The organism is Pantoea sp. SGAir0418, from assembly GCF_043529865.1.
Genome location: NZ_CP027911.1, coordinates 3,812,001 through 3,824,647, shown reverse-complemented (window position 1 = coordinate 3,824,647; position 12,647 = coordinate 3,812,001). Strand labels below are relative to the sequence as shown.

Sequence of the window (12,647 nt, the reverse complement as noted above, 5' to 3'; positions counted from 1 at the left end):
CCCGTTTCTGAACCTTCTGCCGGATATTTCCTGTTGCTTTTACAACGTCAACTGCGATGATAAGCAGCTGGGATTTGGATAAAAAGAGCAGACAGAATGATACGAGTGATGAGCCAGCTGGGTATGGCGCTGGCACTGGTCAGCCTGGTAGGCTGTGGCCTGAAAGGACCGCTGTATTTCCCGCCCAACGATCGGCCGCAACAGAAAAATCAGCCGGTGACTGAGCAGCAGCAGAAAGCGGCACAGGATGCGGATACCAGCGGCCTGGTCACCAGCAAACCGGCTGGCGTGCAGGCGAATTAAACCCGATGAGTCATCCGGCGGAGCAGAAAATGCAGTTCTCGAAAATGCACGGTCTCGGTAACGACTTTATGGTCGTCGATGCCGTGACGCAAAACGTCTTTTTTTCGCCGGAACTGATTCGCCGCCTGGCGGATCGGCATCTGGGGATCGGCTTCGATCAGTTGCTGATCGTCGAGCCACCTTACGATCCGGATCTCGATTTCCACTACCGCATCTTCAACGCTGACGGCAGCGAAGTGGCACAGTGCGGCAACGGCGCGCGCTGTTTTGCCCGCTTTGTTCGCCTCAAAGGGCTGACCAATAAAAGCGACATTCGCGTCAGCACCCAGACCGGCCGCATGGTACTGAGCGTCACCAGCGATGAGCTGGTACGCGTTAACATGGGCGAGCCCAACTTTGACCCGCAGCAGGTGCCGCTGCGCGCTAACAAGGCGGAAAACCTCTATCTGCAGCGCGTGGCCGAGCAGACCGTGATGTTTGGCGCGGTATCAATGGGCAATCCACACTGCGTGATTCAGGTTGAAAGCGTGAAAACCGCCGCGGTGGAGACGCTCGGTCCGGCACTGGAGAGCCATGAGCGCTTTCCCGAGCGCGTGAACGTCGGCTTTATGGAAGTGGTCAATCCGGAACACATCCGTCTGCGCGTGTATGAACGCGGCGCGGGCGAAACCCAGGCGTGCGGCAGCGGCGCCTGCGCCGCAGTGGCCTGCGGCATTCAGCAGGGCATTCTGGCGGAGAAAGTGCGCGTCGATCTGCCCGGCGGCACGCTGCATATCGCCTGGAAAGGGGCCGGTCAGCCGCTGTTTATGACCGGGCCAGCCACACACGTCTATGATGGGTTTATTCATCTATGAAAAATATCGAAGAGCAGACCGACAGCGCGGTTTTGCTGGACGATCAGGCGGTGAGCGCCTGGCTGCGTCACAACCCCGATTTCTTTATTCGCAATGCGCGCCAGGTTGAGCAAATGATGGTGCCGCATCCGGTGCGCGGCAGCGTATCGCTGGTGGAGTGGCATATGGCGCGTCAGCGCAACCACATCCAGCAGCTGGAAGAGGAGATCACGCTGCTGATGGAGCAGGCAACCGCCAATCATCAGCTGTTCGATCGCCTGCTGGCGTTGCAGAGCCATCTCGCGGCGGCCGATAGCCTGCAGGAGATGCTGACGCGCCTGCATCGCTGGGCGCGCGAGCTTGGCCTGGCGGGCGCTAATGTGCGGCTGTTCAGCGACCGCTGGCGCATCGGCGCACCCTCCGATTTCACCCAGCTTGGTCTGTCACGCCAGGCGTTTGAGCCGCTGCGCATCCAGCGCTTTGGTCAGCAGCATCACTACCTTGGCAGTCTGAACGGACCGGAGCTGCTGCTGCTGCTGCCGCAGGCAAAAGCCGTCGGATCGGTGGCGATGTCGCTGATGGGCGAGCAGGGCGATCTTGGCGTACTGATCTTCAGCAGCCGCGACAACCAGCACTATCAGGCGGGCATGGGCACGCTGCTGCTGCAGCATCTGGCACAAATGCTGCCCGACCTGCTGTCTCGCTGGGTGGAGCGCGCATGAGCAGCGCCAGCCCGCTGTTGCCGGCCGTTGAGGGTTTTCTGCGCTATCTGAAAGTCGAACGCCAGCTCAGCCCGCTGACGCAAAAGAATTACCAGCGCCAGCTGCAGGCGCTTATCGCCATGGCGGATGACATGCACATTACCGCGTGGTCGCAGCTGGAACCGGCACAGGTGCGCAGTCTGGCGGCGCGCAGCCGGCGCGGCGGTCTCGGTGCCAGTAGCCTGGCGCTGCGCATGTCGGCGCTGCGCAGCTTTCTCGACTGGCAGGTCAGTCAGGGCATGCTGAGCGCCAATCCGGCCAAAGGCATCGCCACGCCGCGCAACGCACGGCATCTGCCAAAAAATATGGATGTCGACGAAGTCAGCCAGCTGCTGGAGATCGAGCTCGACGATCCGCTGGCAGTGCGCGACCGCGCCATGCTGGAAACCATGTACGGCGGCGGTTTACGTCTCGCTGAGCTGGTGGGCATCGACTGTCGTCATCTGGACCTGGAGAGCGGTGAAGTCTGGGTGCGGGGCAAAGGCAGTAAAGAGCGCCGCGTGCCGATTGGCGGCACCGCCGTCACCTGGCTGCAGCACTGGCTGCCGTTACGCAACAGCTTCGCGCCGCAGGATGATGCGGTTTTCGTGTCGACGCGCGGCAGCCGTATTTCGGCGCGCAATGTGCAGAAACGCTTCGCCGAATGGGGCATTAAGCAGGGCGTCGCCAGCCATATCCACCCGCACAAGCTGCGCCACTCGTTTGCTACCCATCTGCTGGAATCGAGCGGCGATCTGCGCGCGGTGCAGGAGCTGCTCGGCCACGCCAACCTCTCGACCACGCAAATCTATACCCACCTGGATTTCCAGCATCTGGCGTCGGTGTACGATGCGGCACACCCGCGTGCCAAACGAGGAAAGTCTGAATGAAGTTTTATCGCCCGCTGGGCCCGATCAAAGCCATCACCTTCGATCTCGACGATACGCTGTATGACAACTATCCGGTGATCCGCAAAACCACGGCGGAATCGCACGCTGCACTGCAGGCGTATCACCCGGCGCTGCGCGAGTTTACGCCGGAAGATTATCAGGCGCTGCGCGATGAACTGCTGCGGCGTGAGCCGGAAATTTATCACGATGTCTCTGAGTGGCGTCGCCGCTCGGTAGAGCTGGCGCTGCTCAACGCCGGACTGCCGGCCGCGCAAGCCAGCGCAGGTGCCCGCGACGTGATGAGCGTGTTTCACCAGTGGCGCAGTGCGGTGGAGATGCCAGAAGAGACGCATCAGACGCTGACCTGGCTCGGCGAGCGCGTGCCGCTGGTGGCGATCACCAATGGCAACGCCGACCCGCAAAAGCTCGGCATTGATCACTACTTCCAGTTCGCGCTGCGCGCCGGTCCGCACGGCCGCGCCAAGCCGTGGCAGGATATGTACCATCTGGCCGCCGAACGGTTGGGCATTGCGCCGCAGCATATTCTGCACGTCGGCGATGACCTGACCACCGACGTCGCCGGTGCGCTGCGCGCCGGTCTGCAGGCGTGCTGGATCAACCTGCGTGACGGCAATCTGATGAAGATTGATGACGCGCGCCTGCTGCCACACGTGGAAATTCATCAGTTGGCATCGCTGACCTCGCTGCTATAATGGCTGTAAATTTATCCAGTCGTATTCTGTATTCTGCAACGCGTGGCCGTGCAGGCTGTGTGTCACCAGCCTGATCGCTTAGCTGATTACGCCCTCGCAGATGTCTGCCCTTGCCGCCTGGCGGCAACGCGAACGGTGCAGGATACGCATCCTACTTGCTTAAAACGGTGCTTATGGACGTTTCCGATCTGCTTAACGGCTTGAATGACAAACAGCGCGAAGCGGTCGCCGCGCCGCGCAGCAATCTGCTGGTGCTGGCCGGAGCAGGCAGCGGTAAAACCCGCGTGCTGGTGCATCGCATCGCCTGGCTGTTGTCGGTAGAGAACTGCTCGCCTTACTCAATCATGGCGGTGACCTTCACCAACAAGGCGGCGGCGGAGATGCGCCACCGTATCGACCAGCTGATCGGTACCAGCCAGGGCGGCATGTGGATTGGTACTTTCCACGGCCTGGCGCACCGTTTACTGCGCGCGCACCACCTGGATGCCGGGCTGCCGCAGGATTTTCAGATCCTCGACAGCGAAGATCAGCTGCGTCTGCTCAAGCGCCTGATCAAAGCCATGAACCTCGACGAGAAACAGTGGCCGGCGCGTCAGGGCATGTGGTACATCAACGGCAAAAAGGACGAAGGGCTGCGGCCTAAGCACATCGAAAGCTACGGCAATCCGGTGGAGCAGACGTGGCTGCGTATCTATCAGGCGTACCAGGAAGCCTGCGATCGCGCCGGGCTGGTCGACTTCGCCGAACTGCTGCTGCGGGCGCATGAGCTGTGGCTCAACAAGCCACAGATTCTCAATCACTACCGCGAGCGCTTCAGCAATATTCTGGTGGACGAATTCCAGGACACCAACAATATTCAGTACGCGTGGATTCGCATGCTGGCAGGCGACAGCGGCCGGGTCATCATCGTTGGCGATGACGATCAGTCCATTTACGGCTGGCGCGGCGCGCAGGTGGAGAACATCCAGCGTTTCCTGCAGGATTTCCCAGGCGCGGAAACCATTCGTCTCGAGCAGAACTATCGCTCCACCAATAATATTCTGAAAGCAGCCAACGCCCTGATTGCCAACAACAATGGCCGCCTGGGGAAAGAGCTGTGGACCGACGGCAGCGATGGCGAAAAGATTTCGCTGTATTGCGCGTTCAACGAGCTGGATGAAGCGCGCTTTGTCGTCAATCGCATCAAAACCTGGCATGAAAACGGCAACGCGCTGCAGGATTGCGCCATTCTCTACCGCAGCAACGCCCAGTCGCGCGTGCTGGAAGAGGCGCTGCTGCAGGGCAGCATGCCGTACCGCATTTACGGCGGCATGCGCTTCTTCGAGCGCCAGGAGATCAAAGATGCGCTGGCCTATCTGCGACTGCTGGCCAACCGCAATGACGATGCGGCATTCGAGCGCGTGGTCAACACGCCGGTGCGCGGCGTTGGCGATCGCACGCTCGACGTGGTGCGGCAGACCGCGCGTGAGCAGCAGCTGACGCTGTGGCAGGCCACGCGCACACTGCTGCAATCCAAAGCGCTGGCCGGCCGTGCCGCCTCGGCGCTGCAGCGCTTCTGCGAGCTGGTGGATGCGCTGGCAACGGAAACCGCTGAGCTGCCACTGCACGTACAGACCGATCGGGTGATTAAAGACTCCGGCCTGTGGCTGATGTACGAGCAGGAAAAGGGCGAAAAAGGCCAGGCGCGTATCGAAAACTTAGAGGAACTGGTCACCGCCACGCGGCAGTTCAGCTATCAGGACGAAGACGAAGATCTGATGCCGCTGCAGGCGTTTCTGTCGCACGCGGCGCTGGAAGCTGGCGAAGGCCAGGCGGACAAATGGCAGGATGCGGTGCAGCTGATGACGCTGCACTCGGCGAAAGGGCTGGAGTTCAGCCAGGTGTTTATCGTCGGCATGGAAGAGGGCATGTTCCCGAGCCAGATGTCGCTGGACGAAGGCGGCCGGCTGGAGGAGGAGCGTCGCCTGGCGTATGTCGGCGTGACGCGCGCGATGGAGAAGCTGACGCTCACCTACGCCGAAACCCGTCGCCTTTATGGTAAGGAAGTGTATCACCGGCCATCGCGCTTCATTGGTGAACTGCCGGAAGAGTGCGTGGAAGAGGTGCGGCTGCGCGCCAGCGTGAGCCGGCCGGTGAGTCATCAGCGCATGGGCACACCGGTGGCGAAGAGCGACAGCGGCTTCGCGCTCGGGCAGCGCGTGCGCCACGCTAAGTTCGGCGAAGGCACCATTATCAATCTGGAAGGCAGCGGCGAGCACAGCCGTCTGCAGGTGGCCTTCCAGGGCCAGGGCATCAAGTGGCTGGTGGCGGCTTACGCCCGGCTGGAAACCGTGTAGCGCGGTTGCGCTACCTTGACGACTTTTTCGTCTCAGCGTAACATGCGCGCACTATTATCATGAGAGGACAATGCCTTGGACGCGCCCAGTCGATGCTGGCTCTATACCCTGGTTAACAGGGACAATTTCTAAGGCTACCTCTTTAACGCGGGTAGCCTTAGCGGTTATCAGCGACCTCCCTTTTTGATCCCGTCGCACGAGTCAGCACTGATTTACCCTTGAAGCGAAAGTTTCCGCGTTCAGGCTTTGCCGTGCCCGTGGTGCCAGCAGCACTGCGGTTCACCGCCTTGTCCCATGTCGTCTGCAATGGGGAGTATTGCTATGCTGAGCGCATTTAAACTGGAGCGCGATCGCCTGACGCGCATCGAGCTGGAAGACAACAACGACAAACTCAACACCTCGGTGTGGGTCGATTTGATCGAGCCGGACGACAGCGAGCGTGAGCGCGTGCAGTCGGAACTGGGGCAGAGCCTGGCAACGCGCCCCGAGCTGGAGGACATTGAGGCCTCGGCGCGTTTCTTCGAGGACGAAGACGGCCTGCACATCCACTCCTTTTTCTTTTTTGAAGATGCTGAAGATCACGCCGGCAACTCCACCGTGGCGTTTACCATCCGCGAAGATCGTCTGTACACGCTGCGCGAGCGTGAGCTGCCGGCGTTCCGCCTGTACCGCATGCGCGCGCGCAATCAGCAGCTGACCGACGGCAACGCCTACGAGCTGCTGCTCGATCTGTTCGAAACCAAAATCGAGCAGCTGGCGGATGAGATCGAGAACATTTATAGCGCGCTGGAAAAACTCAGCCGCGTGATCATGGAAGGGCAGCAGGGCGAAGAGTACGACGACGCGCTGTCGCGCCTGGCGGAGCTGGAAGATATCGGCTGGAAGGTGCGGTTGTGTCTGATGGATACCCAGCGCGCGCTGAACTTCCTGGTGCGTAAAGCGCGGCTGCCGGGCAATCAGCTGGAGCAGGCGCGCGAGATCCTGCGCGACATCGAATCGCTGCTGCCGCACAACGAATCACTGTTCCAGAAGGTTAACTTCCTGATGCAGGCGGCGATGGGCTTTATTAACATCGAGCAGAACCGCATCATCAAAATCTTCTCGGTGGTGTCCGTGGTGTTCCTGCCGCCGACGCTGGTGGCCTCCAGCTACGGTATGAACTTTGAGTTTATGCCGGAGCTGAAGTGGAGCTTTGGTTATCCCGGTGCGATTGGCCTGATGATTCTCGCCGGGCTGGCGCCGTATCTCTATTTCAAACGGAAGAACTGGCTGTAATCGCACAGCATTGCATCATCGCACAGAACCGTAGCGGCGCGATTCATCGCGCTTTGTCTAACGGATGCTCAGCATATTGCGTCGTGGCATTCGCGTTATTAATACGCAAACCTGAGCGCAATAAATTGCGCCGCTACAACAGCGTGCGGTCTTTTGCTGGCGCCTTACCCCTGACGCGCCAGCGCTAATCTGCTAACCTGTTGCCTCAACTCACTTTCTGATTTCCTCCTTATGGCGCGTTTCTCTTTGCGGCAGCAGTGGGCGCTGCTGTTGACGGCTTCGCTGGTGCTGGGCTGCCTGCTCCAGCTATTGCACCTGCCGGCTGCACTGCTGCTCGGTCCGATGATTGTCGGTACCATTATGGGGCTGAGCGGCGCAACCGTGCGCATCGACAAACGGCTGTTCGTGCTGGCACAGGCGGTGCTGGGCTGCATGATCGGCCAGAGCCTGTCGCCTGCGATCCTCTCGCCGCTGCTCGATGACTGGCCGGTGGTGCTGGCGGTGCTGCTGCTGACGCTGGCGGCCAGCGGGCTGTCCGGTTTTCTGCTGGTGCGCTTTAGCTCGCTGCCGGGACCCACCGGCGCGTGGGGATCGTCGCCGGGCGGCGCGTCCGCAATGGTGGCGATGGCGGGCGATTTTGGCGCTGACGTGCGGCTGGTGGCGTTTATGCAATATCTGCGCGTACTGTTTGTTGCTACCGCCGCGGCCGTGGTGGCCCGCATCGGCCTCGGCAACAGCGGTGCCGCCGCCCACATTGTCTGGCTGCCGCCGCTGCACAGTGGCTTCGCGCTGACGCTGCTGGTGATGGTGGTGGGCGCGTGGCTGGGGCAGAAACTGCGTATTCCGTCCGGCGCGCTGCTGCTGCCGGCGCTGATGGGTGCCACGCTGCACGGAACAGGTGTCGCGACGCTGCAGGTGCCGGAGTGGCTGCTGGCACTGGCCTATGCGCTGATCGGCTGGAGCGTTGGCCTGCGCTTTACCCGGCCGATCTTTTTGCTGGCGCTGCGCACGCTACCGCAAATGATCGCCTCGATTATCGGCCTGATGCTGTTGTGCGGGGGGCTGGCGTGGATGCTGACGCGCGTGCTGCACGTCGATCTGATGACCGCTTATCTGGCAACCAGCCCGGGCGGGCTGGATACGGTGGCGATTATTGCTGCTGGCAGCCGGGTCGATATCGCGTTTGTTATGGCGCTGCAGACGCTGCGTCTGTTTACCATTCTGCTCACTGGCCCGGCGATGGCCCGTTTTATCTCACGCTATGCGCACGCGCGTGCGGGCTGAAAACAGCAGCGCGTCCAGAATGAAGATCGCCAGCGCCAGCCAGATGAAGCCGAAGGTCACCATTTTATCCGGCGTCAGGCTCTCACCGTAAAACAGCACCGCCAGCAGGAACATCAGCGTCGGCCCCAGATATTGAAAGAAACCGACCGTCGACAGGCGCAGGCGCGCGCAGGCGGCGGCGAACAGCATCAGCGGAATGGTGGTAATGATGCCGGCGGCGATCAGCTTGAGGTTCAGGCTGAGCGGATTAGCGCTGAGGTGGCTGGTGGCGCTGTCGGCAAAGCCAAACAGATAGATGGCCGCCAGCGGGAACAGCCACGCGGTTTCAATCAGCATACCGCTCTGTGCATCTACCTGAATCTTCTTGCGCACCAGTCCGTACAGCGCGAAGCTCAGCGCCAGGCCGAGGCCGATGACCGGCAGCGAACCGAACTGCCACAGCTGCACCAGCACGCCGGTGGCCGCCAGCAGCACCGCCAGCCACTGCAGGCGGCGGAAGCGCTCACGCAGAAATAGCATGCCAAACACCACGTTAATCAGTGGGTTAATAAAGTAGCCGAGGCTGGCCTCCAGCATATGCTGATTATTCACCGCCCAGATAAACAGCAGCCAGTTGCCGCCGATGGTCAGTGCGGTCAGCGCCAGCAGCAGCACTTTTTTCGGCTGGGCCAGCACGCTGCGTACCTGACGCCAGCTGCGGCTCAGGGTAATCAGTCCCAGCATAAACAGGGCCGACCAAATCACACGGTGGGTCATAATTTCCGTCGGTGGCACCTCTTTGACCAGCTTGAAATAGGCCGGCGCGATGCCCCAGATAAAGTAAGCGCCCAGCGCATAAAAAATGCCCTGACGCGTTTGTTGCGTATCCATCATCTATTCCAGAAAAGCGGCGAGTGTCGCAGGCCGCGCGAAGTTAACCAATAAGATAGGTCGCAGTCGCAGTGGCGATGTAATCGCCCTGCTGATTGTGCAATTCGACGCGCGCTACCGCGACTTTATTCCCGGCGCGCAGCAGACTGCTGGTGGCGACAAAGCGCTCGCCGCGGCCCGGGCGCAGGTAGTCGACGCGCATATCAATGGTGCCCATGCGCGACAGGCGCTGACGCAGCTCCTCTTCGCTGATGCTCTGCTGGCGCGACAGCGCATGGCTGACGCACACCAGCCCGGCGGCAACATCCAGCACTGAGGCAATCACGCCACCGTGCAGGATCTGCTGCGCGGCGTTACCCACCAGCATGGTTTTATTGGCAAAGCCGAGTTCGGCGTAATCGGCTTCAAGGCGATCCAGCTCAAGGCCCAGTGCCTGATTAAACGGCATGTGATAGACAAAAATTTCGCCAATCAGCCGGCGCGCTTCCTGCTGTGTCAGCATCGGGGATGACATTTTTCCTGCCTTAAGATGTTAAGGAATTGTGTATATTATGCCGCGTTCGCGCCGCTTTCCAGTTTCAGAAATCCGCGCTAATCAACCACCGGGTTTGCGTGTAGAATGGCGTGCTTTTTGAACCGTCGCCCGACGATAACTTTTGCAGCGCTCTGGAGAATTCTATGCGTAAGCAGTACGCCTTGCTGGCCGCGGCATTTATGGTTCCTGCGCTGGCGCAGGCCGATGAAGCCACCGTGAAAGAGGTTCATGACGCACCAGCGGTGAAGGGCAGTATTATCGCTAACCTGCTGGAAAAACACGATAACCCATTCGTGCTTTATCCCTATGAAAATAACTATCTGCTTTACACCTACACCAGCGACATGAATAAAGAGGCGATTTCCTCTTACAACTGGGCAGACAAAGCGAAAAAGGATGAAGTAAAATTCCAGCTCAGCCTGGCGTTTCCGCTGTGGCGCGGCATTTTGGGTGACAACTCGGTGCTGGCCGCGTCGTATACTCAGCGCTCCTGGTGGCAGCTGTCGAACCGGGGGGCTTCATCACCGTTTCGTGAAACCAACTATGAGCCGCAGATTTTTCTCGGCTGGGCCACCGACTATTCGCTGGGCGGCTGGACATTACGCGACGTCGAGCTGGGTCTGAATCATCAGTCAAACGGCCGCAGCGATCCCACGTCACGCAGCTGGAACCGCGCTTACGCCCGTCTGATGGCGGAGAACGGCAACTTCCTGGCGGAAATCAAACCCTGGTATCGTCTGCCGGAAAGTGCCAGCAACGACGATAACCCGGACATCACCAAATACATGGGCTACTACCGCGCGAAGCTGGGCTATATGCTCGGCGACAGCATTTTCAGCGTGGAAGGCAACTACAACTGGAATAGCGGCTACGGCGGTGCAACCTTCGCGTGGAGCTATCCGATTTCTGAACACGTGCGCTTTTACACGCAGCTGTTCAGCGGTTATGGTGAATCCCTTATTGACTATAACCATCGCCAGACGCGTCTTGGCGTCGGCGTAACGCTTAACGATCTGTTCTAACCAGTCAAAACAGGATTACCGTGGCAACATCGGCAGTGCTTAATCAGGAAATGCTGGCGCAGCAGGTATTACAGGATACCTTCGGCTATCAGCAGTTCCGTCCGGGTCAGCAAACCATCATCGAAACCGCGCTGTCAGGGCGCGACTGCCTGGTGGTGATGCCGACCGGCGGCGGCAAATCGCTGTGCTATCAAATCCCGGCGCTGGTGCGCGAAGGGCTGACGCTGGTGGTTTCGCCGCTGATTTCACTGATGAAAGATCAGGTTGATCAGCTGCTGGCGAACGGCGTGGCGGCGGCGTGCCTTAACTCGACGCAGACGCGTGAGCAGCAGCAGCAGGTGTTTGCGGACTGCCGCAGCGGCAAACTGCGGCTGCTGTACATCGCGCCGGAACGTCTGATGATGGATAACTTCCTCGACACCCTGCAGCACTGGAATCCGGTGATGCTGGCCGTCGATGAAGCGCACTGTATTTCGCAGTGGGGCCACGATTTCCGTCCGGAATATGGCGCGCTCGGTCAGCTGCGCCAGCGCATTCCGCAGCTGCCGGTGATGGCGCTGACCGCCACCGCCGATGAAGCCACGCGTAACGACATCGTGCATCTGCTGCAGATGCACGATCCGCTGATTCAGATCAGCAGTTTTGACCGCCCCAACATTCGCTACACGCTGGTGGAGAAGTTCAAGCCTACCGAGCAACTGCTGCGCTATGTGCAGGATCAGCGCGGCAAAAGCGGCATCATCTACTGTAACAGCCGCGCCAAAGTGGAAGACACCGCTGCGCGTCTGCAGAGTCGCGGCATCAGCGTTGGCGCTTATCATGCCGGCATCGACAGCGAGCAGCGCGCACGCGTGCAGGAAGCCTTTCAGCGTGACGATTTGCAAATCGTGGTCGCGACCGTGGCGTTCGGCATGGGTATTAACAAGCCCAACGTGCGTTTTGTGGTGCACTTCGACATTCCGCGCAATATCGAATCCTATTATCAGGAGACGGGCCGCGCCGGGCGTGATGGCCTGCCGGCGGAAGCGATGATGCTGTACGACCCGGCTGACATGGCGTGGCTGCGTAAGTGTCTGGAAGAGAAAGCGCCCGGGCCGCTGCAGGATATTGAACGCCACAAACTGAACGCCATGGGCGCGTTTGCCGAGGCGCAAACCTGCCGTCGTCTGGTGCTGCTTAACTACTTTGGTGAAGGTCGCCAGCAGCCGTGCGGCAACTGCGATATCTGCCTCGATCCGCCGCGGCGCTATGACGGCCTGGTCGAAGCGCAAAAAGCGCTGTCGGGCATTTATCGTACCGGGCAGCGTTTTGGGATGAGCTATATTGTTGAAGTTTTGCGCGGCTCAACCAACCAGCGCATCCGCGATAACGGCCACGACAAACTGCCGGTGTACGGCCTCGGGCGCGAGCAGAGTCAGGAGCACTGGGTCAGCGTGCTGCGCCAGCTGATCCATCTGGGCATGGTGACGCAAAACATCGCTATGCACTCGGCGCTGCAGCTCACCGAGGCCGCGCGCCCGGTGCTGCGCGCTGAAGTGCCGCTGATGCTGGCGGTACCGCGTACCGTGACGGTGAAAAGCCGCAGCAGCGCGCCAAAAGTCTACGGCGGCAATTACGATCGCAAGCTGTTCGCCAAGTTGCGTAAGCTGCGTAAAGCCATCGCCGACGAAGAGAATATTCCGCCTTACGTGGTGTTTAACGACGCCACGCTGATTGAAATGGCAGAACAAATGCCGGTCAGCGCTTCAGAGATGCTGAGCGTGAACGGGGTCGGTCATCGCAAACTGGAGCGCTTCGGTAAGCCGTTTCTGCTGATGATCAAAGAACATCTTGATGAAGAATAAGG

The 12,647-nt window shown here is 60.1% G+C and carries 12 protein-coding genes; 10 read left to right on the top strand and 2 right to left on the bottom strand.

Features of this window, described 5'->3' with window-relative positions; genetic code table 11:
* Nucleotides 1–96 precede the first annotated feature (96 nt).
* The 8 genes from C1N84_RS17830 to C1N84_RS17795 all read left to right on the top strand — a co-directional run bounded on the left by C1N84_RS17830 (nucleotide 97) and on the right by C1N84_RS17795 (nucleotide 8,374).
* Entirely contained in the window at nucleotides 97–303 is a 207-nt protein-coding gene (locus C1N84_RS17830) for an LPS translocon maturation chaperone LptM (protein WP_022548017.1), read from the top strand.
* A 29-nt stretch (nucleotides 304–332) separates the two neighbouring features.
* A complete protein-coding gene (dapF, locus tag C1N84_RS17825; protein WP_031279612.1) occupies nucleotides 333–1,157 on the top strand; it encodes a diaminopimelate epimerase in 825 nt (274 codons plus the stop codon).
* The gene (locus C1N84_RS17820; RefSeq protein WP_021506972.1) at nucleotides 1,154–1,858 is read left to right on the top strand and encodes a DUF484 domain-containing protein; all 705 of its coding nucleotides are present in this window, start codon (nucleotides 1,154–1,156) and stop codon (nucleotides 1,856–1,858) included. Before dapF ends, C1N84_RS17820 begins: the two co-directional genes overlap by 4 nt.
* The gene (gene xerC / locus C1N84_RS17815) at nucleotides 1,855–2,766 is read left to right on the top strand and encodes a tyrosine recombinase XerC (protein ID WP_264441788.1); all 912 of its coding nucleotides are present in this window, start codon (nucleotides 1,855–1,857) and stop codon (nucleotides 2,764–2,766) included. The genes C1N84_RS17820 and xerC overlap by 4 nt, the downstream gene beginning before the upstream one ends.
* Nucleotides 2,763–3,479 (top strand): 5-amino-6-(5-phospho-D-ribitylamino)uracil phosphatase YigB, encoded by a 717-nt coding sequence (gene yigB, locus C1N84_RS17810; RefSeq protein WP_136546533.1) that lies wholly within the window; start codon nucleotides 2,763–2,765, stop codon nucleotides 3,477–3,479. Before xerC ends, yigB begins: the two co-directional genes overlap by 4 nt.
* 173 nt (nucleotides 3,480–3,652) lie before the next feature.
* Nucleotides 3,653–5,815, top strand: a complete 2,163-nt coding sequence (gene uvrD / locus C1N84_RS17805; protein ID WP_058775516.1) for a DNA helicase II — start codon at nucleotides 3,653–3,655, stop codon at nucleotides 5,813–5,815.
* A gap of 321 nt (nucleotides 5,816–6,136) precedes the next feature.
* Nucleotides 6,137–7,090, top strand: coding sequence for a magnesium/cobalt transporter CorA (corA, locus tag C1N84_RS17800; RefSeq protein WP_010617090.1), 954 nt, complete (start codon nucleotides 6,137–6,139; stop codon nucleotides 7,088–7,090).
* A gap of 231 nt (nucleotides 7,091–7,321) precedes the next feature.
* Nucleotides 7,322–8,374, top strand: a complete 1,053-nt coding sequence (locus tag C1N84_RS17795) for an AbrB family transcriptional regulator (RefSeq protein WP_264441787.1) — start codon at nucleotides 7,322–7,324, stop codon at nucleotides 8,372–8,374.
* Here C1N84_RS17795 and rarD read toward each other — a convergent pair.
* Both rarD and C1N84_RS17785 read right to left on the bottom strand, forming a co-directional pair.
* Nucleotides 8,345–9,244, bottom strand: a complete 900-nt coding sequence (gene rarD, locus C1N84_RS17790; protein ID WP_021506967.1) for an EamA family transporter RarD — start codon at nucleotides 9,242–9,244, stop codon at nucleotides 8,345–8,347. The genes C1N84_RS17795 and rarD overlap by 30 nt on opposite strands.
* Before the next feature lie 43 nt (nucleotides 9,245–9,287).
* A complete protein-coding gene (locus C1N84_RS17785; protein ID WP_031279610.1) occupies nucleotides 9,288–9,758 on the bottom strand; it encodes a thioesterase family protein in 471 nt (156 codons plus the stop codon).
* 164 nt (nucleotides 9,759–9,922) lie between these two features.
* Here C1N84_RS17785 and pldA point away from each other — a divergent pair, with 164 nt between their 5' ends.
* Both pldA and recQ read left to right on the top strand, forming a co-directional pair.
* Nucleotides 9,923–10,801 (top strand): phospholipase A, encoded by an 879-nt coding sequence (gene pldA / locus C1N84_RS17780; RefSeq protein WP_021506965.1) that lies wholly within the window; start codon nucleotides 9,923–9,925, stop codon nucleotides 10,799–10,801.
* Between the two features lie 20 nt (nucleotides 10,802–10,821).
* Nucleotides 10,822–12,645, top strand: a complete 1,824-nt coding sequence (recQ, locus tag C1N84_RS17775; protein WP_058758115.1) for an ATP-dependent DNA helicase RecQ — start codon at nucleotides 10,822–10,824, stop codon at nucleotides 12,643–12,645.
* Nucleotides 12,646–12,647 lie beyond the last annotated feature (2 nt).

What these genes read in the sequence shown, in the direction of transcription:
- C1N84_RS17830 (WP_022548017.1), top strand. Translation starts at nt 97, where the DNA reads ATGATACGAGTGATGAGCCAGCTGGGTATGGCGCTGGCACTGGTCAGC.
- pldA (WP_021506965.1), top strand. Translation starts at nt 9,923, where the DNA reads ATGCGTAAGCAGTACGCCTTGCTGGCCGCGGCATTTATGGTTCCTGCG.
- xerC (WP_264441788.1), top strand. Translation starts at nt 1,855, where the DNA reads ATGAGCAGCGCCAGCCCGCTGTTGCCGGCCGTTGAGGGTTTTCTGCGC.
- dapF (WP_031279612.1), top strand. Translation starts at nt 333, where the DNA reads ATGCAGTTCTCGAAAATGCACGGTCTCGGTAACGACTTTATGGTCGTC.
- yigB (WP_136546533.1), top strand. Translation starts at nt 2,763, where the DNA reads ATGAAGTTTTATCGCCCGCTGGGCCCGATCAAAGCCATCACCTTCGAT.
- C1N84_RS17820 (WP_021506972.1), top strand. Translation starts at nt 1,154, where the DNA reads ATGAAAAATATCGAAGAGCAGACCGACAGCGCGGTTTTGCTGGACGAT.
- rarD (WP_021506967.1), bottom strand. Translation starts at nt 9,244, where the DNA reads ATGGATACGCAACAAACGCGTCAGGGCATTTTTTATGCGCTGGGCGCT.
- corA (WP_010617090.1), top strand. Translation starts at nt 6,137, where the DNA reads ATGCTGAGCGCATTTAAACTGGAGCGCGATCGCCTGACGCGCATCGAG.
- uvrD (WP_058775516.1), top strand. Translation starts at nt 3,653, where the DNA reads ATGGACGTTTCCGATCTGCTTAACGGCTTGAATGACAAACAGCGCGAA.
- C1N84_RS17785 (WP_031279610.1), bottom strand. Translation starts at nt 9,758, where the DNA reads ATGTCATCCCCGATGCTGACACAGCAGGAAGCGCGCCGGCTGATTGGC.
- C1N84_RS17795 (WP_264441787.1), top strand. Translation starts at nt 7,322, where the DNA reads ATGGCGCGTTTCTCTTTGCGGCAGCAGTGGGCGCTGCTGTTGACGGCT.